The organism is Acinetobacter sp. AG1 (genome assembly GCF_001005525.1).
GTDB lineage: Bacteria > Pseudomonadota > Gammaproteobacteria > Pseudomonadales > Moraxellaceae > Acinetobacter > Acinetobacter modestus.
In genome coordinates this window covers 1-21144 of record NZ_LBMZ01000110.1, presented here as the reverse complement: position 1 = coordinate 21144, position 21144 = coordinate 1, and the positions used below count along the sequence as shown (strand labels likewise).

Here is a 21144-nt window from a genome sequence, read left to right as displayed (position 1 = left end):
CGAATAAATTTGATATAGAGGACGTTCTTCAATGACCAGTTATTTCGGTATTCTTCCATCTGCAGCGTTGAGTCAGGACATTCAACTTGCACAAGCCAACCGTGATAGTAAAGAGCCACAGTACCCTTTACGTGACAAAATTTCTCTACAGCTTACTGATGAGTTAATTGACACCATGTTGGTTCATTTGGTTCAACAATTTCCACCAAGTGATAAACGAGATACAACTGAAGAACTCGCACAAAAGATTCGTAGTATTGTTTCTACATTAATGAAGCAATTATTAGGCAAAGCTTCTAATGAACAAGTTTTAGAATCATTAGCATTTATGGAAAAAAGCTTGTTTACTGATAATGAATGTAAACAACGTATTGGTACTGCTCTACCTGATGCACTTGTTTCTGAAATGAAAAAGAGTTTTGCTGAAGTCGCTGCTGGAAATGGCAAAGAACAACGTGATGCTTTAACACGTCAATTTAAATCTTTTGCTGATGCACTCATTCATCACTTTATGACTGAATACAACAAGACTTTAGGTCTTGGTATGGTAAAACGTGGTGTTGCAAGCGTTGCAACAAGTGGCGTAGAGACAGCTGTTCATATCGTTATTAAAAAATTAATCCCGAGCTTAAGCCAAGTTGAACTCGAAGTGTTTACTAAACACTTCGATCAGTTATTGGTACAAAAATAAGTTCGAGATAACGAGAAAGCGATGATTGCAAAATCATCGCTTTTTTTATGCGCGTAAATAACAAATGCAAGATAATCTATCCCGTATAAATTGTAAGATTATTTTGCTTTTTACACGATACACAAAGCCTTGCTTTGGTCCTGATCACGTTTATGTTAGCATTCGCGAAGCCTTGATTTACCTGATTTAGAATCACATGTCTCCAAGCTCACAATACAAATTTTTACGTCAAGCACCTCGTGATGGCTTAAGTACAGCTGCGCAACCCTCTCGTTGGCAACAATTGCATATCGATCCTTGGCTTTGTTCTTTTTTGGTTCTAAATGCCTTACTTGGACTCACAGTTTTATATAGTGCTTCTGCCCAAGATGTCGGACTAGTCAGTAAGCAAGCAATGAGCTTTGGAATTGGCTTTGTTGTTATGTGTAGTTTGGCTCAAATCCCCCCCAAGGTATATCAAGCATTTTCACCTTATTTTTATGTATTTGGTGTACTTTCCTTAGTGGCAGTCGTCATTTTTGGTGAAGTCCGTATGGGAGCACAACGTTGGATTGATATCCCAGGCTTCGGCAGTGTGCAACCCAGTGAATTTATGAAGATTGGCATGCCAATGATGATTGCTTGGTTTCTATCACGAAAAGCATTACCTCCGAGCCTTTCACAAGTTGTACTGTCATTAATGTTGATTGTCGTACCTTTTCTACTTATTGCAGAACAGCCTGACTTAGGTACATCACTACTGGTTCTGGCCAGTGGTATTTTCGTACTGTTTTTAAGTGGTTTATCTTGGCGACTCATCGCTGCAGCCGCAGGTCTAGCCGCAATTATTATTCCAATTGCTTGGGAATTTTTACTGCATGATTATCAACGTCAGCGTGTTCTTACATTATTAGATCCTGAAGCAGATGCTCTTGGCACAGGTTGGAACATTATTCAGTCTAAAACTGCGATTGGCTCAGGAGGATTCTCAGGTAAAGGATTCTTAGAAGGCACCCAATCTCATCTACATTTCTTGCCTGAAGGTCATACCGACTTTATTATTGCCGCTTATTCTGAAGAGTTTGGCTTAATTGGCGTCACACTGCTTATTATTCTTTATTGTGCAATTATCTTTAGAACATTCCAAATTGGATTGCAGAGCTTCCATAACTATGGTCGCTTGGTAGCGGGCGCATTTGGTTTGTCATTTTTTGTTTATGTATTTGTAAATGCAGGTATGGTCAGTGGTATTTTACCCGTAGTTGGTGTGCCTTTACCCTTCATGAGTTATGGTGGAACGGCAATTATTACCCTGATGTCTACTTTTGGACTGGTTATGTCTATTCATACACATCGATAATGAGGAATTTTATAAACATATGTTTCTTCCTAATTTAAATAAAATTTTTAAATTGCTTGGTTTGAGTGCCAGTTTATTTGTCAGCAGTAATTGGGCTCAAGCAAATGAATTTTATACACATCCGAATTACTTTGCTTTTAAGCAGAAAGCAATGTCAACTTATAATTTAACGAGTGAACAAATTGATGCAGCCATGAGTGGCGCTAAAGATTTACCTAATATTCTCAATATCATGACTCGCCCAGGCGAAAGTAAACCTTGGTATGAATATCGTTCAATGTTTCTCGTTGATGGCACTATTCAACGCGGTGCAAACTTTAAAAATCAATATCAAGACGCGTTGAATCGTGCTGAACAGCAGTTTGGCGTACCTAAAACAGTCATTCTGGGCATTTTAGGTGTAGAAACAGGTTATGGTGCAAATAAGGGCTCTTTCGTCACTAGAGATGCACTTGCGACGCTCGCTTTCGGTTATCCTCGTCGAGCAGACTATTTTAGCGATGAACTAGCAGCCTTGATCGCTTGGACTTATAAAGAAGGTTATCCAACAAATAGTATCGTGGGTTCATATGCAGGTGCTATTGGTTATCCGCAATTCATGCCAAGCAATATTCAAAAGCTGGGCGTAGATTATGATGGAAATGGTCACATTGATTTAAGAAATTCTGCAACAGATGCTATTGGCTCTATTGCTAACTATTTAGCTCAACATGGTTGGCAGCGCGATCGGCCAATTGGGTTTCCAGCCCGTTACTTAGGCCACAACCCAGATAGTATTATTTCCAAGGATTTAACCCAACCTATTCCCTATGGAGAATTAAAAAGATTAGGGGTTTCCCCTGTTGACCCTTTGGTAAAAATTGATGATTTAGACTTAGTCAATGTCATTCAATTACAAGACCAATTTGGTCCAATTTACTATATTACTTATCCAAATTTCCAAGTGATTACGACCTATAATAAAAGTCGTATGTATGCAACAGCAGTATGGTTATTGGGCACCGAAGTAGCTAGTCGATAGACTAGCTTTTTTATAACATTATGAAAAGTCAATAAAAAAATTGAGTAAAAAGATCACATATTCAGCAAAAAATATGTTTTGTTACAATATTGATTATTTTTTAACCGCAAACTGTAAGTTTTTGCCCTTTTTGTAACTATTTATCGTTAAAGACTAGACACACTTCGTAAGCGATGAATATTATCCACTCAAGTAAAGTAATTGCAAAAGTGAATAATTAGACATGTGCACTATATTTCAAAGTTGTTTTTTGAAATAGAAAAGCATGTTCTCTAGGAGTTTATACAATGCAGTTTTCGCTAAAATATATTCTAGCGCTGACGGCAGGCTTAAGTTTAAGCCCGTTACATGCGGAAATGGTACAATCGACATCAATGAATAATGATGTGGATGGTTCTAATTTAGCTGCCCGCGTACTAAGCAAAGATTCTCAAAATTTTAATTCGCGTTTTTCAAACGTTAATAGTCTTTCAATCACTGAGAGTTCAGGTGACCAAATCCGTCGCCAGACGATTGCTGCAAAAATCGATATTCCTGAAGACGAGCCTTCAGTGATTGAAAAACTGAATACTGTTGCTTCGAACACAGTTCGTAAATTCAGCCAAAGTGGCGTTGCATCTTGGTATGGACGTCAGTTTCATGGTCGTAAAACAGCAAGCGGTGAAACATTCGATATGAATGGATTAACTGCAGCTCACCGTAGCCTTCCTTTAAACTGTTATATCCGTGTAACAAATAAAGACAACGGCAAGAGTGTTGTAGTAAAAGTAAATGATCGTGGTCCATTTCATGGTAACCGAGTGCTAGATTTATCTTATGGTGCTGCAAAGCAACTTGGTATGTCTGGTTCTGGTACTGGTAATGTGAGCATCGAACGAGTTGATGGACCTAGTTCTTAATAACTTAGTTTTACACTCTCCAAAAAAAGCCACCTAGTGTGGCTTTTTTTATTATGAGACAAAAGAATTTAGAAATTACAGTTATTCTCTGGAGCAACATCATATCCGCGAATGATTTTGACCCTTTTTATTTAATTCGGTATATTGAGCAAATAAAAATGAATACATCAAAGGAATTAATATGAAGTCAATTGATACATGGTTTGATGAGTATAGTGACAGCCATCAAAACCAAACGAATAAAAAAATTCATTGGGTTTGTGTCCCAGCTATTCTTTTTTCAATTATTGGTATTTTGGCTCATTTTAGCACCCTACTCACCGCTTTGCTTCTTGTACTCACTTTAGTATTTTATGCTCGTTTGGATATTGTTCTCGCTGTTGCAATGGCTGCACTGTTAGCCGTTATGGCATGGCTCATTATTATTTTACCTGTAGGCGTAGGATTCTATATTGGTGTCTTTGTGATTGCTTGGATTGGCCAATTTTATGGTCACAAAGTCGAAGGGAAAAAGCCTTCTTTCTTTAAAGACTTACAATTCCTCCTGATTGGCCCTGTATGGTGCATGGACGCTTATTTAGCTAAAGTCCTACCTAAATGGAAATCTCGTCAGAAATTAGCGCTTACAAGCTGATTGAGAACATACAAATAGAATGAGTAATAAAGGGAAAACATCATTGATATATTTTCCCTTTATATTTTAACCACCCGTCAATATGTTTTCTTTGTGGATCATGATGGGTCCAATGAATCACACCGCCTTTTGGGCTATATTCATATTCACCAAAAAACTCAAGCTGATCACCTTTTTTAAGCCCGTCTATTCTTGTGGCTAAATCAATATTATGTGCAATCAAAACCGTTAAACCATTCTCAAGTTTAAGAATCATTTTCTGATGTTTTGAACCTTGACTGTCATCTGGCAAAACTGCTTTCACAATACCCTGTGCTTGAACTTGAATATTGCTTCTTTGCTGTTGATAAGCCTGCATGATCTTGTCTTGATCATCGACAGAAATATTAGTATTTGAAACTGAAGTTTGTGTGTTACTGCTAGTAATTTTAGTATTTTGCTTTTCTTTAAAATCGAAACTCAAATAAGCTGCAAGCAACAAAATGATTACTACAAGAATTAGATTATTTATTTTAGTTTTCATCGCAAATTTCCTGACTAAATCCAGATAACAAAATGCCAATCAAGTTGATTGGCATTTCGGTGCTTGTCGAACTAAATCCATCGCCATTTAAAACAAACGATTCATACCATTCAAAGCTGCTACACGATATGCTTCTGCCATCGTTGGATAGTTGAATGTCGTTTCAACGAAGTACTTCAACGTATTGTTTGGACTATGCATCACCACTTGCCCAATGTGAATAATCTCTGCGGCATTATTACCAAAGCAGTGAATACCCAATACTTCTAAAGTATCGCGATGGAACAAGATTTTTAATTCACCAACCGTATCACCCGTAATTTGGGCACGAGCTAGATGACGGAATGAAGCCTGACCTACTTCATAAGGTACTTTTTCTTCAGTTAATTGCTGCTCGTTCTTACCAATTGAAGAAATTTCTGGGATTGTATAAATACCTGTTGGCACATCTTTAATTGGCTTAACATTTTTCTCACCAACCATATTTGCACCTGCACAACGACCTTGGTCATAAGCAGCCGATGCAAGTGATGGCCAACCAATAACATCCCCTGCAGCATAGATGTTATCAACTTCAGTTTGGTATTGATCATTGACCATCAGCTGACCACGGTTATTCGGTGTTAAACCGACATTTTCCAAACCAAGACCATCTGTATTACCAGAACGACCGTTGCACCATAAAATGGCATCAGCTTTAATCTTCTTACCGCTCAGCAAATGTAAAACCACATGATCATCAAAGGTTTCTAAGCGATCAATTTGCTCATTATGTCGAATCAATACGCCTTGTTCACGTAAGTGATAAGACAATGCATCTGCGATTTCATCATCAAGGTAGCTTAAAAGCTTTTGTTGGGTATTAATCAAATCAACTTTATGATCTAAACCAATGAAAATCGAAGCATATTCGCAACCGATCACACCAGCACCATAAATAATGATTTTTTGAATTGAATAATCCAAATCAAGAATTTTATCTGAATCAAATACACGCGGATGATTGAAATCTAAACCTTGTGGTTGATAAGGGCGACTACCCGTTGCAATCACTATTTGCTTACAAATGATCGTATCTTTAATTCCGTCCTGACCAAAAATCAAAACCGTATTTTTATCTTGGATATAAGCACGTCCATGAAACACATCAATTTTGTTGCGATCATAGAAACGTGTATGCGTATCAACTTGCTGTTGAATTACCTTATGTGCATTACGTAGCACTTGTTTCATGGTGAATTGTTTCCACTCACCGACCTTTTGAAACATAGGATCACGTTGATAGCGAATAATACTTGATACTGTTTGACGTAATGCTTTACTAGGAATTGTTCCTACGTGAGCACAATTACCACCAAGTTGATCACGTATATCAACGATCGCTACACGTCTACCTGCTTTAGCTAGCTTCATTGCCGCGCCTTCACCAGCTGGGCCAGAACCGAGAATTACTGCATCAAATTTTACAACATTCCCACCAACGACCTCTTTCTTACGTGGCATTCAAAGCTCCTTTGTCTCTTCGCTGTTTACTTCTATATATATGATAACTAATATGCTATGGCTTGATGTATTTCTCAACCATATATTTTTATATATTCACATTTTCAAAATGAATACCTAATTCATCCTATAAACCAATAAATTTGACTATAATAATCGAATATCTCAAGTAATAGGTTGTAGAAAATAATATGTCTGAACACCGTAAACCTGAACAGGGCATAAAACTTCGTGGCGCAGAAAAAGTCGCAAGAATTCCTGTAAAAGTTATACCTACGGTTGAAGTGCCTCGTAAACCAGACTGGATTCGCGTCAAAATGACTGCACCTGAAGAGGTTCAGCGTATAAAAACAACTCTACGTTCGCAAAAACTCCATACTGTTTGTGAAGAAGCTGCCTGCCCTAACCTCCCTGAGTGTTTTGGTGGTGGTACTGCTACTTTTATGATCATGGGTGATATTTGTACTCGCCGTTGCCCGTTTTGTGACGTGGCGCATGGCCGACCAAATGCATTAGACCCTGATGAACCACGCCACATGGCTGAAACCATTTCTAACTTAGGTCTTAAGTATGCAGTTATTACTTCTGTAGACCGTGATGATCTATTAGATGGTGGTGCTCAACACTTTGTGGATTGTATTAAAGAAGCTCGCGCACTCAGTCCAAAAACTTTATTAGAAATTTTAGTTCCTGATTTCCGTGGTCGTATGGATATTGCCTTACGCATCATGACAGAATGTCCACCCGATGTTTTCAATCATAATATCGAGACTGTTCCTCGCTTATACAAAGCAATGCGTCCAGGTTCTGACTATCAACATTCTTTAAATCTTTTAAAAATGTTTAAAGAATACTGCCCTGATGTGCCAACCAAATGTGGTTTGATGGTTGGGATTGGAGAGACAGAAGAAGAAGTGATTGCTTTACTAGATGACCTTCGTGCACACGACGTAGATTACGTGACCATTGGTCAATATCTACAACCATCAAAGCAGCATGCACCGATTGATCGCTTTGTAACGCCAGAGGAATTCGAGCGTTACGCCGAACATGGTCGAAAATTAGGTTTTAGAAATATCTGGTCAGCGCCAATGGTTCGTTCGAGCTATTTCGCAGATCGTCAATATCACGGCGAACCTGTTCCTGCGGTACGTCGTAAAGTCGATCCAGCGAAAAAAATTGCAGTTCAAACTGTTGAAGCGTAAGCAATAAATATATCGTAATCGAGAGGGTTTTAAAATTCTCTCGATTTTTTTGCTTTTAAACATTATATTTTTTATCACAACAATTACTTTAATAATTTAGAGTTTCTTAGCTGCCGTGAAGTTGGTGTGAATAATTACAACTCAAAACTCAAATACGAAAAAAACACTTAAAAACATTAGTTTACTTTCGACCTTGCCCCACTTAATCTAACAAAAGTAAATATAAGATTTTTAAATTATTCATTTAAAAATAAAAGTCGAAATCTTTTTCTAAGGCTAGACCCATTACAGCAATCCAATAACAAGAAGCTCGCAGTTAATCAATAACAGGGAATACTTCTCAAAAGCTTCTTATAACCAAAATATGTATCAGGATAAACGACTATGAATAAACGAGCATTAACATTGACCGCAGCAACTCTGGGTAGCCTAATATTATTGGGTTGTAATAATGATTCTAACAACGATACAGAAACTACAAATACTAATACAGGTGACACATTAATCTTAACAAGCAACGGTATGATCAGTTCAATAGACCGAATGATGCCAAATAAAATCGTGTCAAATCTTAAAATTACAGGTCTACAAACAGATGATGAACTCGTTGGAATCGATTATCGTCCGAAAGATGGGAAACTTTATGCGGTGGGATTGTTAGGTAATATTTATACTTTGAATTCTGCAACAGGTTCAGCCACTTTTATAAAAAAATTAATGGCTGACCCTACTGATACGACTGATGGAAATGCAGCATTTACTAAGATTTTAGGCGATGCAAATCTGATTACTGTGAACTTCAATCCAGTTGCAGATCGTTTGAGGGTTATTACAAATACGGGACAAAACCTTCGAATTAATGTGGATACTGGCGCCACGATTACAGATGGCTCTATCAAATTATCAGAAAGCAACCCTACCATTGTCGCTGGCGCGTATACCAATGCATTTGCAGGAACTGGATCAACCAAACTCTATAGCATTGATCAAAATAGTGATCGAATTTATATCCAAAATGCGAATGCTGGAACATTAGGAGTTTCTGCTGCGTTGGGAACAGATATAAACATTAACGGCGGTGGTGGATTTGACATAGATCCTGTAACTAACGTCGGCTTCGCAGCGCTAAAGCTCAATACTGGTGCTTATAAATTCTTTCAACTTAATCTAGCAAACGTAGGAACAAGCAATGATGCCATTTTTGCATCTGGTGACCTAAATAGTAACTTTAATAGCATGGGAATTCGCGGTATTGCACTCAAAAGAGCAAGTGATGCCATTGCTCAAGCTTATGGATTGACGGCCAATAATAAATTATTGAACTTTGCTTTAAATAATCCAAATGCGGTTATGGAAAAAACCATCACCGGTTTACTCGTTGATGAGAAATTTATTGGAATTGATTACAGACTCAGAACCACTACGACCAATTCTGGAAAACTTTATGGCCTTACCAATAAGGCAAACTTATATACCATAAATACAGATACAGGAATGGCTAACCTGATCACTTCACTTAAACCTGCGATGGGCAGTAGTTTCACAACATTAGATGGAACAAGTTTTGCCGTTGACTTTAACCCTACTGCAGACAGACTAAGAGTGATCAGTGATTCTGGACAAAATCTAAGAATTAACGTAGATACAGGTGAAACATTTAAGGATGTGAATATTGGCGGAATTGCTGATGCTAAAGTCACTGCAGCAGCATATACCAATAGTTTTGCCACACCAGTTTCAACGCTTACTACTGAACTATTTGATTTAAATCAAACAGGCAATACCTTAACTAAGCAAAATCCTCCAAACAATGGCACTTTAAATCTCATCGGCAACTTAGGAATCAACCTAGGCATGGATAATGGTTTTGATATTGCAGGTGGTGATAATGGCTTAGCTTTAGCAGCAGTCTCAGGTGCTTCTGGACCTTCAGTGTTATATCGTGTTGATCTAAATAGTGATACTACAATTACAACTCCAAGAGCACGTTTAGCAATTAATGTGGATGGAACACCTAATCTAAATGCCTCGACTATAGGGAGTAATAGCACTCCGCCTGTAATCGATTTAGCAATCTTATTCAAATAAATAATAAAAAAAACCGCATCAAATGATGCGGTTTTTTTAAATTCAGATAATCAAGCAATATGCTTTTGTACAATAATTGAACCTACAGAATAACCAGCACCAAATGAAGAGATCACCGCATATTCGCCATTATTCACTTGCTCACCTGTACGATGCATCGCAATAATTACACCTGCTGAAGATGTGTTGGCAAACTCATCTAAAATAATAGGTGCGCGTTCTAAATCAGCTTCTTTACCCACAACGAGTTTCAAAATGAGTTCATTCATATTCGCATTGGCTTGATGCAACCAGAAACGCTTAACTTGCTCAGGAATTAATTCAAGTTTTTCTAACTGTGCAGTGATGATTTTTGCAACCAATGGACAAACTTCTTTAAAGACTTTACGACCATCTTGGCGGAACAATTTGTCATCGACAACAGCATCTTCACTACGGTTTAAGAAACCAAAGTTATTACGAATATTATTTGAGAACTGAGTAAACAAATGAATATCCAGGATTTCATAGCCTGATTTAGTTTCAGTTTCTTCGATAATTGAAGCCGTCGCAACATCACCGAAAATGAAATGTGCATCACGGGTACGGTAATCTAAATGACCTGAGGTAATTTCAACATTGAGTAATAATACACGGCGTGCGCCACATTTCACTGCATCATAGGCTTGCTTCAAACCGAATGTTGCAGCAGAACAAGCCACATTCATGTCATAAGCATAACCTTGGATGCCCAAAGCTGACTGAATTTCAATTGCAACCGCTGGGTAGGCACGTTGCATATTTGAACAAGCTAAGATGACAACATCGATATCTTCTGCTGTAACACCTGCATTTTCCATCGCTTGTTTTGCAGCAATGACACCCCACTCCGCTTGAAGTGAAAGCTCATCATTACTACGCTCTTGTAAACGTGGACGTAAGCGTTTTGGATCAAGAATACCCGATTTTTCGACTACATAACGACGTTGGATACCAGAAGCTTTTTCAATAAATTCTGGGCTTGAACCACGTAATGCTTCGATCTCGCCAGCAGCAATTTGCTCAGCATTTTCTTGATTAAATTGTTCTACATAAGCATTTAAACTTTCAACCAACTCTTCATTAGAAATAGATTCGGTTGGGTGAAATAACCCTGTACCTGTTATACGAATGCCCATGTAAAACTCCTGTAAAGAATGCTTCTAACTTTCATTATTGCTCAGTTTAACCGATTGCTAATCGATCCCATAGTTTTTGCAATCTAGTTGGTGAAATTGGCATCTTTGTTTTCATTGGTTGAGAAAACAACGAAATTCTAAGTTCTTCCAACATCAAATACAATTCTTTGATTTTAGGATCATTTTTAAATTTAAATACTTTGTCCATCCATGGATCGACATCATCAATTGCAGCGAGGTCACGTTGTAGATTATTTGGCAAACGACCCAAACGCAATAGCAATGCTTTTAAAAACCGTGGGTATTCCTGCCAAATCTCAACAGGTTTACTGTAGACAAAGTTCGCTAATGACATTAAATCAAGTTGGTCTTCTATGTCATCCACACTTCGACCAAAGATATCCTGATCTAAAACCAATAACTCACGACGAATTTGCTGCCATTGAATAAAAATCTCAGTAATATCAATTAAAACTTTTTGACCATCTGCCAAGAATTGCTTTTTCACATCAGCCATTAGCTGATTAAATTCCGCCGTATCTTTAGGCAAGGTTTTTATTGAAACTTGTAAGGTTGCATAAACCAGCATTTGTTCCAACTTCGCCCGATCACCCAAAGGCGAATATGCCAAAGCTAATGGTTTGGAAATCTGTTTTTTCAATTGACGGATTAAATCCCCCAATTGCATGTATAAAAGACGAATCACGCCTTCACGATGTTGCTTAATTGCTTCATCTTGATCATTAAAGGTTTGAATCACCACACCCGACTCATCTTTAACATCAAGTTCAGCAAAAACTTTACTTGGAACCAAAGCCTGATATTGCTTTACGACCACACCCGTGACTTTTTGAGACGCTTCAAATACAAAATTTTCAGGAAAAGTCTGGAACTCCCCCTTTTGCTGCTTCACAGGACGATGAGTTTCAACACGACAACGCGCTTTGAGTTCATCTAAATCACGTCCTTGCGCAATGAGTTTGCCTTTTTCATCCACAACTTTAATAAAAGGTACGAGATATTGATCAATTCGTTCAAAAGAAAAATCTTTTTCTGTAATTTGCTCACCACGCAGAGCAAAAGCTAAATAACTAAATAAGTGCTCACGTAAATGTACTGCATCAACACCTTGCATCAGTTTTTTCGCAGTATCTGGAATCGGGACTAAATTACGACGTTTGTCTTTAGGCAACGCCTTGAGCAAAGCCTCAATTAAATCCTGACGCCACCCAGGAATTCCCCATGACCATTGCTTTTCATCTACTTGTGGCAAAGCCTGCACAGGAATTTTAACCGTTGCACCATCTTCATCATGACTTGGATCAAAACGATAACTCGCAGCCAAACGCAATTGTCCATTATGTAAATAATCTGGGAATTGCTGTGTGGTTGGCCGATCATTCATCCATAACGCATCGTCTTCTACAAAAAGATAACGCGGATGATCTGGCTCTACTGTTGCACGCCAATCTTCAAAACTACTGCGGCTGGCAATTTCCTCTGGCACTTTTTCAGCATAAAATTGATAAATAGTTTCTTCATCGACCACTAAATCACGACGACGCAATTTATCTTCAACACGCTCAACTTCTTCAAGCTTCAATAAATTATGCTTTAAAAACGGTGGCGTAATACCCAAATTACCAGTCGTTAAGGCATCCCGTAAAAAGATTTCATGTGCCGCGGCTTGATCAACTTTTTCAAAATTCATCATACGTTTTGGTTCAATAATTAAACCAAACAATGAAATTTGCGCATAGGCATTCACAATGCCTGCTTTTTTCGACCAATGGGGTTCGAAATAGTGATATTTCAATAGGTCACGTGCAGCTAATAAAATCCATTCAGGATCAATTTTTGCCAAAGTGCGTAAATACACTTGAGAAGTTTCCACCATCTCAAATGCCATCACCCAAGCAGTATTGGTCTTATGCAGCGTACTGGCAGGAAATACTTTGGCTTTCTGCTGACGTACCGCCATAAAAGTATTACGTTCATCGGTTTTATTGGCGATAAATGAAAGTAAACCCGTTAACAAAGCACGATGTAAATTTTCATAATTGGCTGCCTTTTCATTAAAGCTCAACTTTAATCCTTCAGCCAATTCAACTAATTGTTGATGAGTTTGCTTCCATTCCCGTAAACGTAACCAACTTAAAAAATGTTGACGCGCAAATTGACGGCGCTTGTTTTCAGACTGCGTATCAGGACTAGTTTGGAGCGTATTCCAAAGTTTTAAATAGAATAAAAAATCTGAATCCGCTTCTTTGAATAAGGCATGCTTCTGATCGGCTTGCATTTGTTTATCGGCAGGTCGTTCTCGTGGATCTTGAATCGCTAATGCACTGACAATAATCAATGTTTCTTTCAGAACACCAAAATGAGCGCCACCAATCAGCATACGAGCTAATCGTGGATCAATCGGCATGCGTGCCATCATTTGACCGACTTTAGTTAAATCATTTTTACGTTCGCTTAATGCACCCAACTCAATCAAAAGCTTGCGCCCATCATTAACCAAACGGAAATCAGGCGGCTCAATAAAGTCAAAATCTTCTAAACTACCTAAACCAAGACTTTGCATCTGCAAAATAACAGAAGCTAAGTTAGTTCGTTTGATCTCTGGTTCGGTAAATTCAGGACGACTTAAAAAATCTTCTTCACTGTATAGACGAATACAAACACCCGCAGCAATACGACCACAACGACCTTTACGCTGATTGGCTGCTGCTTGTGAAATCGCTTCAATCGGTAAGCGCTGCACACGTGAACGGTAGTTATAACGTGAAATACGAGCAAAACCGCTATCAATCACATAACGAATATTAGGAACGGTTAATGCTGTTTCAGCAACGTTGGTTGCAATAATGATACGGCGACCTTTACCACTTGGACTGAAAATCTTTTGCTGCTCGGCGAGTGCCAAACGCGCATATAAAGGCAACACTTCTGTATGCCGAGGACCATACTTCTGTAGGGTTTCTTGTAATTCTCGGATTTCCTGCTCAGTGCTGGCAAAAACTAAAATATCCGCATATTCAGGATGACCTTTACCCTCAGCATCAGCAAAACACTCTTCGACCGCTTGTACAACAGCACGTGGTAAGTTCTCTTCAAAATCATCAAACTCATCATCATCACTACCAATAATACTGAGTTCCGAAATTGGACGATAACGCACTTCAACAGGGAAGCTGCGCCCTTCTACTTCAAAAATCGGTGCGTCATTGAAGTATTGGCTAAAACGATTTACATCTAAAGTCGCCGACGTCACGATTACTTTTAAATCAGGACGCTTTGGTAATAGCTGTTTAAGATAACCCATGATGAAATCTATATTCAGTGAACGCTCATGGGCTTCATCGATAATGATTGTGTCGTATTTTGAAAGGAAGCGGTCGTTCGTCAGCTCAGCTAGCAAAATACCATCCGTCATCAAACGCACGATAGAATCTTGCGATCCCTGCTCATTAAAACGGATTTTAAAGCCAATCGCCTCGCCCAGTTTCTGCCCAACCTCTTCTGCAATACGTTGTGAGACACTGCGCGCAGCTAAACGTCGCGGCTGAGTATGCCCAATCATCCCAGTGAGACCACGACCAGCAAGCATGGCAATTTGTGGTAACTGCGTGGTTTTACCCGAACCCGTTTCACCCGCCACAATAATCACTTGATGCTTTTGTATTGCGGCAATCAAACGATCTGCATACTGAGTAACAGGTAAATCTTGATTGAGCTTAATTTGGGGAATGCGCGCTAAGCGTTGTTTGACTTTGTCATTTGACTGTTGAAAAAGTTTTTCTATTTCCGCTGTTTCTGTTTTTTTATCTTTGCGCAGTCGATTTAAACGGTGGCGGTCACGTGCCATAACCCATTGATCTACATTTAAATGACTCTGCACTGAACAGCTTTCCTAACAATAAAAATAATCGGCTATTTTACGCCTTAAAGCGTTGCTATGCAAAGAAACTGCATCAATCTGTTCAGAATATTAATGCAGTTGTGTCTTTATGCTTATGATTTAGATGAATGATCAAAATGTTGCCGCAAACGTTTTATATACTTTTTAAATGGCCATGTGAATTGTTTAACAAAACTATTCGGTATCTTATAACCAACTGTGCCGTAAACACTCGCAAGATGATTTGGCATGTATACACTTTTAAAGATCACATCATAGATTGGAATAAAAGCAGCATAGTTTTTATCAATCGCAGGCTTCTCTGAAGAATGGTGCCAATGATGAAACTCAGGAGTTGCAATTAGCCAGCGCAAATATGGAAAACGAAAACGTACATTTGAATGAATAAAAATGGCATGAAACGAAATAAAAACAAGATAAGCAAATACAGCCGATGTATGAAAGCCCAGTAGGAAAATAGGTAAGGTGGCAATAAAACGTGTCATTAGTACTTCTACGATATGTAGTCGTGAAGATGCTAACCAATCCATATACTCGGTGGAATGATGTATCGCATGGAAACGCCATAATAGATCTATTTCATGCATCGCTCGGTGCAACCAGTACACGACGAAATCAACCACAATCAATAACTCAATAAGCTGCAACCAAATTGGCTGAGCTTGAACAAAAGGTACGATTGGATTATTGGGTAAGTGGGTAATCCAGTATTGAATCGGCATCACTGTCAAAAAGGTGAACAATTGAATTCCGATATGACTCAACATGAAATATTTCATATCCGTCACCCAACCTACCCTTAAGATTTTTTGATCAGGATTTTTAGCAAAGAATCCCTCAAGTGGAATGAAGATAAGAGCCAAGAGCACTAATGTTAAAATGAAATAATCAATACCTGCATAAAAAGGTAGGTTGGGTAACGTTGGCGCTTTAATTAACCCACAGCCTAAAACCGCTGCCACTACAGCAAAGCATAAGCCATAAAAACCATAACGATTTTGTCGAAATAACGCACTAAAAATCCCAAAACCAGCACTCAGCGTAATACCAAACATCAAACTGAAATAAAAAACATCATAATGTTTGGCATAAACAGGACGTAGTTCAGGCATAGTCAGTACCGACGGGAACATAAAACACAAAGCCCCAAAAATAGCTAACAACCCCAAAGACATTGAAATAAAAGCACTAATTTTACCTAAGCCTGCATTCAACTCTAAATTTTCGAATTTTTGTCTTAATTGATCAGTCATTTTTTATAAATTTCACTGTATACCCGAGAACACAAATTTCCGAGGTAAAATTTTCGTTTTTCTCAAATAAAAAAATTTGAGCATTCATCAAATTTAGCGGATTCTAAAGTGATCAAATACTTAACACAAGCTCAGAAAACAAACAATATAAACTCTCAGCTCGATAAAAACATCGCATTATAGTTATCATGTACTTAAATCTATATCGTGGTTTTCCCTATATTTTTTAGATTTTTTCAATTTTACCCTTGAATTTTAATACTATCGACTGCATGTTGTTATGCAAGTTAGTTTTAGGTATTCGTCATATTTACTTCATCTTGTTGGAGTCAAATAAGCGTATATCTTAGGGTGAAAATCGTTTTATATTGATTCATTCAATTTTCCGATTTTAGTCATGTAAAAATACTATTTCCCCAATAACTAAAAATTATTTATTCTTGACCTCGTAAACAAGTAAGGCATTAGCCTCTCAATAAAACCTCAATCATGGAGACAATGATGAGCTTAATTAATACTGAAGTTAAACCATTTAAAGCTGATGCATTCCGTAACGGTGAATTCATTCAAGTAACTGACGCTGATCTTAAAGGCAAATGGTCTGTTCTTATTTTTATGCCTGCTGCATTTACTTTCAACTGTCCTACTGAAGTTGAAGATGCTGCTGAGAACTACGAAGAATTCAAAAAAGCTGGTGCAGAAGTTTATATCGTAACAACTGATACTCATTTCTCTCACAAAGTATGGCACGAAACTTCTCCTGCTGTAGGTAAAGCTCAATTCCCATTAGTTGGCGATCCTACACATCAATTAACACGTGCTTTTGATGTGCATATCGAAGAAGCTGGTTTAGCTTTACGTGGTACGTTCATCATCAACCCAGAAGGTGTAATTAAAACTGCTGAAATTCATGACAATGCAATTGCGCGTGATGTTTCAGAAACTTTACGTAAGCTTAAAGCTGCTCAATTCGTAGCAAGCCACCCAGGCGAAGTTTGCCCTGCTAAATGGAAAGAAGGTGAAGCGACTCTTGCTCCATCGATCGACCTCGTTGGTAAAATCTAATTTTTAGATTTAACAATGTTGAAAAGAAACCACTCTAAAAAGAGTGGTTTCTTTTTATTTGTCATTTGGTCACTTTTTACGATACGTCGATCTCAATTCAATAGTAAATTTTTTACAATTCTTATACTTATAAATTTATAACGAAATTCATTTATCAATTGTCAGCCTGCATTACATGGAGTAATGTCAAATTATGAAACATAAAGAGTTTTTTGTATGTACTAAATGATCAAACTAAAATGGGGGCAAATATATGGAAAAAACTGTTGTTGTAACCTCTTGGAAATATGATATTTCTTCACGCTATTTAAAAATTTTTTACAGCAATGGCACAGCCGAGCTTTATCACCCTGTTCCAGAATTTGTGTATGACAATTTGCTACGCACAACTGATAAGACTGCTTTTGTCCATAAATACCTTGAGTTTGATCTTCATTTTAAACGACTTTATCTTTTAGCCTCATAAATAAAAAACCAGCCTATATTAAGGCTGGTTTTTTATTTAAATTTATTAAGCAGCTTCGACTTCAACTTGTTCAGCATACTTCTCTAATATTTTTTCTTTTGCATCTGGATGAATATTAATTTTCTCCATATTGCCTTTGTAATGCTCTACAACTCGATCATCCATAATTTTTGACCACCATGAAGGAATAAAAGCTGGCAAAATCATCGCTCCATAGCCCGCCGGTAACTGTGGTGCATCTTCAAAATGACGCAAAGTTTGGAAGCTACGTGTTGGATTTGCATGATGATCTGAGTGACGCTGTAATTGATACAAGAATAAGTTAGTCACTACATTGTTATTGTTCCAACTATGCTCAGGTAAAGTACGCTCATATTGACCATTGGCTTTCTTTTCACGTTTTAAACCATAATGCTCAATATAATTTACTGATTCAAACAAAGTAATTGCATAGGCAGCCTGTGTCACTTGGAAGGGTACTGAACGCACTCCAAATTTGCTAAACATAGCTGCATGGTATATAGCCGACATCGCCCAACCATGAATCAATTCATTCTCTTTACAGAAGAATGGCAACTTTTTACGCTCTAAACGATTTTTCTCAATTTCGATCGCCGATTTAAAACTACCAATCACTGTACGAGGTAAAAATTTCCAGAAAGTTTCACCAAGTCGAGATGATGCCGGATCTTCTGGCGTTGCAACACGGCGGTGATGACCATATGGATGCTCAATACGGAAATGATTATAGCCCGATGGAGCTAATGCCAAATGTGATAAATAATGTTCGAGACGACCACTTTTATGGCTCAATTCATGCGCCGTATTGATGGCAATACCATTCACCATCCCCACCAACGTACCAAGTAATGCTTGATCTGCAAGTGATGTACCTTTACGACTTGCCAAATAAGTGCCGTAAATATTGGTCGCATATTGCAATGGAATAAAAAGTTTAACAATTCGTGCGTAATATGGATCAGCTTCTAAATCTGCAATCGCATCAAGTGGTGGATTTTCTGTGTCCTCACCAATTAACTTATCCAATGCAGGAATAACACCATGAATAAATAATGGACCAAAAGAGGCAAAGAATTTTTTGGTTTTTTTCGGTCCAAATTGATAACCCGCTAAACCACTCATTGCAATAGTCGGTACTGCCAAACCCAATAACCACAAATGACGTTTTTTATCTTTAAAAGTTGTTGTTGCTTGCTCTACATCCAGTTGAGTATGCATATTCATTAGAAATTCCTCAATCAAACACAAAATGTTTTGCTTGAATTGATTGTGTTCTTTTGCACTCACTCTATATTATCATTTTAAGACTTGATATTATCATTTTAAGACTTTACTGGATTTTTATTGTGCAAAAACAGCAAATCCCTGTTATTCCGTCTCGTTATTATTTACGGTTGATCGAAATTCTGATTGGTACTCATCAATATGATAATGATGTATTAAACGCATTTCATAACGAACTTTCTAAAACTGAGCTTTTATCAATTCAACAAATTGAACAATTTATTGCACTTGGCCTGAGCCTACCTAATACAGAAGATTTGGCTTTTGAACTCGGTAAAAATCTAAAACTGAGTTCGCATAGCTTGGTTGGATATGCATTAATGACCAGTCCAAATTTAGAACATGCATTGAGATTAATTGCACAATATTTTCGGCTAATTATGCCGAGCTTTAAGCTATCGATTCAATTTCCAACTAATCAACATAAGGTTGAGTTATTACTTGAACCAATCTTGCAAATGAATAAGCAATGTTTAGCATTTCATATTGAAGCAATTGCAGTTGGATTTTATTACAGCTTATTAGAACTTGCAGGACAACAATTACAACGTTACCAAATTTATTTAAGTATACCCGAGCCTGTTTATGCTGAACGCTATATACATCTCGTTAAAGCAAATTTTCATTTTAATTACACATGGATATCAGGTATACGCGTTGTGATTGATCAACAACAACTGGCACTACCCTTACCTTTGGCGGATGCTCATAGCCTAAAAGTGGTTGAACAACGTTGTCAGGAACAGATTCAAAAAATTTATCATCAAGGTGAAATTGTTGAATGGGTCAGCATGATGTTAAGACAAGCCAACCAGATTCCAACATTAACCGAATGCGCTAAAGTTCTAAATATTTCCACCAAAACTTTACAACGTTATTTGCAGCAACAAGGAGTTGAATTTCAAGCTTTGAAACAAAAAATTAGTACTGAGCGAGCAATTGATTTATTAGAAAATTCAAATTTTACCATCACCCATATTGCTTACGAATTAGGCTATTCGAACCCTGCCAACTTTACCCGTGCATTTAACAAAGTATTAGGTTGTAGTCCGCAGAGCTATCGCTCAAAACATCAAGATCAAACACATCTACTTCAAGACAACCAGACATAAACCTGCACCTACAGGTAAAATAGTGCTCATATAATTTTCGTCCGCTTTAATCAACTCAAGAAAATCTTTGACCTCAGCAGCATGCGAAATCACATTATCAACGATCAAAGTATTACCTGAGAACTGTAATAGACGTTTTAAATCATTCCAATAACTCACATAGCAGCCACGCTCTGCATCTAATAAAATTAGATCATAGGATTCAGTCGCTTGTGCCAAATAATCTGAGGCATCGCCCACCCAAAAATCAATAAAATTCTCTAATCCAAATTCTTCAGCATATTTTTTAGCTTGAGCACTTCGGAAAGCATTGATCTCTAGGGTTTGAACTTTACCTTCAACTGATTTTGCAGCTTCAGCCAACCATAAGGTTGAATATCCCGTCGATGTTCCAATTTCTAGAATCTGCTTTGATTGCTGAGTACGTACTAACATCCCTAGTAACTTAGCAGATTCTGCTTCTATATTTCGGTAACGTCTTAAGCGATCAGACTGCCGAGCATCATGTTGCTTAAATTCATCATATAAATCAGCAATACGTTGTAAAAAAACGGTGCTCGTCATGTCTTGTCTCCGTAATGCTCAAAAGCAAAAGTTCAAATTTAAGTCGCTTGTATTAATTTAAAACGTGGAATAACTTGTCCATCTTCAAGTTCAACTGTTTCAACAAACATTGATAATGGACGCACCCACATTGAATAATCGCCATATAAACATTGATATACAACAAGTTGCTCCTCAGTTTCACTATGTCGAGCAACATTAAACACCTGATAAATTTGACCCTTGTAGTGTTGATAAATACCACGTTGTAATACCATTTGCTGCTTCCTTATATATGCCATGAAATAATTGCAGTTATATAACAAGTTCTATTTGATTCAAATTTTTATGCTCATGTACGCACAAAAGTTCCACAAATATACATTAAAATTCAAAAATCCGATTAAATTTATAAAAA

Annotated in this window: 18 protein-coding genes; 10 read left to right on the top strand and 8 right to left on the bottom strand. The window is 37.6% G+C overall.

Annotation, left to right across the window (positions count from 1 at the left end):
- Positions 1–31 precede the first annotated feature (31 nt).
- The 5 genes from AAV96_RS08880 to AAV96_RS08860 all read left to right on the top strand — a co-directional run bounded on the left by AAV96_RS08880 (position 32) and on the right by AAV96_RS08860 (position 4584).
- Positions 32–691, top strand: coding sequence for a hypothetical protein (locus AAV96_RS08880; RefSeq protein WP_046739019.1), 660 nt, complete (start codon positions 32–34; stop codon positions 689–691).
- A gap of 196 nt (positions 692–887) precedes the next feature.
- Positions 888–2030, top strand: coding sequence for a rod shape-determining protein RodA (rodA, locus tag AAV96_RS08875; RefSeq protein WP_046739018.1), 1143 nt, complete (start codon positions 888–890; stop codon positions 2028–2030).
- A gap of 19 nt (positions 2031–2049) precedes the next feature.
- Positions 2050–3051 (top strand): lytic murein transglycosylase B, encoded by a 1002-nt coding sequence (gene mltB, locus AAV96_RS08870; RefSeq protein ID WP_046739017.1) that lies wholly within the window; start codon positions 2050–2052, stop codon positions 3049–3051.
- 287 nt (positions 3052–3338) lie between these two features.
- Entirely contained in the window at positions 3339–3950 is a 612-nt protein-coding gene (locus tag AAV96_RS08865) for a septal ring lytic transglycosylase RlpA family protein (protein ID WP_004662546.1), read from the top strand.
- A gap of 181 nt (positions 3951–4131) precedes the next feature.
- The gene (locus AAV96_RS08860; RefSeq protein ID WP_004662548.1) at positions 4132–4584 is read left to right on the top strand and encodes a DUF962 domain-containing protein; all 453 of its coding nucleotides are present in this window, start codon (positions 4132–4134) and stop codon (positions 4582–4584) included.
- A gap of 40 nt (positions 4585–4624) precedes the next feature.
- Here AAV96_RS08860 and AAV96_RS08855 read toward each other — a convergent pair whose 3' ends face one another.
- Both AAV96_RS08855 and sthA read right to left on the bottom strand, forming a co-directional pair.
- Positions 4625–5107, bottom strand: coding sequence for a DUF3465 domain-containing protein (locus AAV96_RS08855; RefSeq protein WP_046739016.1), 483 nt, complete (start codon positions 5105–5107; stop codon positions 4625–4627).
- 87 nt (positions 5108–5194) lie between these two features.
- On the bottom strand, positions 5195–6610 hold the full coding sequence (sthA, locus tag AAV96_RS08850) for a Si-specific NAD(P)(+) transhydrogenase (RefSeq protein ID WP_005159656.1): 1416 nt from the start codon (positions 6608–6610) through the stop codon (positions 5195–5197).
- Positions 6611–6801: 191 nt separating this feature from the next.
- Here sthA and lipA point away from each other — a divergent pair, with 191 nt between their 5' ends.
- On the top strand, positions 6802–7815 hold the full coding sequence (gene lipA, locus AAV96_RS08845; protein WP_046739015.1) for a lipoyl synthase: 1014 nt from the start codon (positions 6802–6804) through the stop codon (positions 7813–7815).
- Positions 7816–8199: 384 nt separating this feature from the next.
- Positions 8200–9903 carry a DUF4394 domain-containing protein gene (locus tag AAV96_RS08840; protein WP_046739014.1) on the top strand — a complete coding sequence of 568 codons (1704 nt, stop codon included), beginning with the start codon at positions 8200–8202 and terminating at the stop codon, positions 9901–9903.
- 50 nt (positions 9904–9953) lie between these two features.
- On the opposite strand, the gene AAV96_RS08835 is transcribed toward AAV96_RS08840, so the two are convergent.
- The 3 genes from AAV96_RS08835 to AAV96_RS08825 form a co-directional block, all read right to left on the bottom strand.
- Positions 9954–11060, bottom strand: a complete 1107-nt coding sequence (locus AAV96_RS08835) for a beta-ketoacyl-ACP synthase III (RefSeq protein ID WP_046739013.1) — start codon at positions 11058–11060, stop codon at positions 9954–9956.
- Between the two features lie 46 nt (positions 11061–11106).
- Entirely contained in the window at positions 11107–14961 is a 3855-nt protein-coding gene (gene hrpA / locus AAV96_RS08830; protein WP_046739012.1) for an ATP-dependent RNA helicase HrpA, read from the bottom strand.
- A 113-nt stretch (positions 14962–15074) separates the two neighbouring features.
- Positions 15075–16235, bottom strand: coding sequence for a sterol desaturase family protein (locus tag AAV96_RS08825; RefSeq protein WP_046739011.1), 1161 nt, complete (start codon positions 16233–16235; stop codon positions 15075–15077).
- Between the two features lie 501 nt (positions 16236–16736).
- Here AAV96_RS08825 and ahpC point away from each other — a divergent pair.
- A complete protein-coding gene (gene ahpC / locus AAV96_RS08820) occupies positions 16737–17300 on the top strand; it encodes an alkyl hydroperoxide reductase subunit C (RefSeq protein WP_004662563.1) in 564 nt (187 codons plus the stop codon).
- A gap of 253 nt (positions 17301–17553) precedes the next feature.
- On the top strand, positions 17554–17766 hold the full coding sequence (locus AAV96_RS08815; protein WP_004662566.1) for a KTSC domain-containing protein: 213 nt from the start codon (positions 17554–17556) through the stop codon (positions 17764–17766).
- A 45-nt stretch (positions 17767–17811) separates the two neighbouring features.
- On the opposite strand, the gene AAV96_RS08810 is transcribed toward AAV96_RS08815, so the two are convergent.
- Complete coding sequence (locus AAV96_RS08810; protein ID WP_046739010.1) at positions 17812–19011, bottom strand: alkane 1-monooxygenase; 1200 nt, start codon at positions 19009–19011, stop codon at positions 17812–17814.
- A gap of 122 nt (positions 19012–19133) precedes the next feature.
- On the opposite strand from AAV96_RS08810, the gene AAV96_RS08805 reads away from it, so the two are divergent.
- A complete protein-coding gene (locus tag AAV96_RS08805) occupies positions 19134–20183 on the top strand; it encodes an AraC family transcriptional regulator (RefSeq protein ID WP_046739009.1) in 1050 nt (349 codons plus the stop codon).
- Here AAV96_RS08805 and AAV96_RS08800 read toward each other — a convergent pair.
- Together AAV96_RS08800 and AAV96_RS08795 are read right to left on the bottom strand one after the other, a co-directional pair.
- Entirely contained in the window at positions 20160–20747 is a 588-nt protein-coding gene (locus AAV96_RS08800) for an O-methyltransferase (protein ID WP_046739008.1), read from the bottom strand. The genes AAV96_RS08805 and AAV96_RS08800 overlap by 24 nt on opposite strands.
- A gap of 38 nt (positions 20748–20785) precedes the next feature.
- Entirely contained in the window at positions 20786–21004 is a 219-nt protein-coding gene (locus AAV96_RS08795) for a DUF1653 domain-containing protein (RefSeq protein WP_004662574.1), read from the bottom strand.
- Between the last annotated feature and the right edge of the window lie 140 nt (positions 21005–21144).

Excerpts from the sequence above, each read along its gene's own strand:
- AAV96_RS08880 (WP_046739019.1), top strand. The coding sequence starts at position 32 with ATGACCAGTTATTTCGGTATTCTTCCATCTGCAGCGTTGAGTCAGGAC.
- rodA (WP_046739018.1), top strand. The coding sequence starts at position 888 with ATGTCTCCAAGCTCACAATACAAATTTTTACGTCAAGCACCTCGTGAT.
- mltB (WP_046739017.1), top strand. The coding sequence starts at position 2,050 with ATGTTTCTTCCTAATTTAAATAAAATTTTTAAATTGCTTGGTTTGAGT.
- AAV96_RS08865 (WP_004662546.1), top strand. The coding sequence starts at position 3,339 with ATGCAGTTTTCGCTAAAATATATTCTAGCGCTGACGGCAGGCTTAAGT.
- AAV96_RS08860 (WP_004662548.1), top strand. The coding sequence starts at position 4,132 with ATGAAGTCAATTGATACATGGTTTGATGAGTATAGTGACAGCCATCAA.
- AAV96_RS08855 (WP_046739016.1), bottom strand. The coding sequence starts at position 5,107 with ATGAAAACTAAAATAAATAATCTAATTCTTGTAGTAATCATTTTGTTG.
- sthA (WP_005159656.1), bottom strand. The coding sequence starts at position 6,610 with ATGCCACGTAAGAAAGAGGTCGTTGGTGGGAATGTTGTAAAATTTGAT.
- lipA (WP_046739015.1), top strand. The coding sequence starts at position 6,802 with ATGTCTGAACACCGTAAACCTGAACAGGGCATAAAACTTCGTGGCGCA.
- AAV96_RS08840 (WP_046739014.1), top strand. The coding sequence starts at position 8,200 with ATGAATAAACGAGCATTAACATTGACCGCAGCAACTCTGGGTAGCCTA.
- AAV96_RS08835 (WP_046739013.1), bottom strand. The coding sequence starts at position 11,060 with ATGGGCATTCGTATAACAGGTACAGGGTTATTTCACCCAACCGAATCT.
- AAV96_RS08825 (WP_046739011.1), bottom strand. The coding sequence starts at position 16,235 with ATGACTGATCAATTAAGACAAAAATTCGAAAATTTAGAGTTGAATGCA.
- ahpC (WP_004662563.1), top strand. The coding sequence starts at position 16,737 with ATGAGCTTAATTAATACTGAAGTTAAACCATTTAAAGCTGATGCATTC.
- AAV96_RS08815 (WP_004662566.1), top strand. The coding sequence starts at position 17,554 with ATGGAAAAAACTGTTGTTGTAACCTCTTGGAAATATGATATTTCTTCA.
- AAV96_RS08810 (WP_046739010.1), bottom strand. The coding sequence starts at position 19,011 with ATGAATATGCATACTCAACTGGATGTAGAGCAAGCAACAACAACTTTT.
- AAV96_RS08800 (WP_046739008.1), bottom strand. The coding sequence starts at position 20,747 with ATGACGAGCACCGTTTTTTTACAACGTATTGCTGATTTATATGATGAA.
- AAV96_RS08795 (WP_004662574.1), bottom strand. The coding sequence starts at position 21,004 with ATGGTATTACAACGTGGTATTTATCAACACTACAAGGGTCAAATTTAT.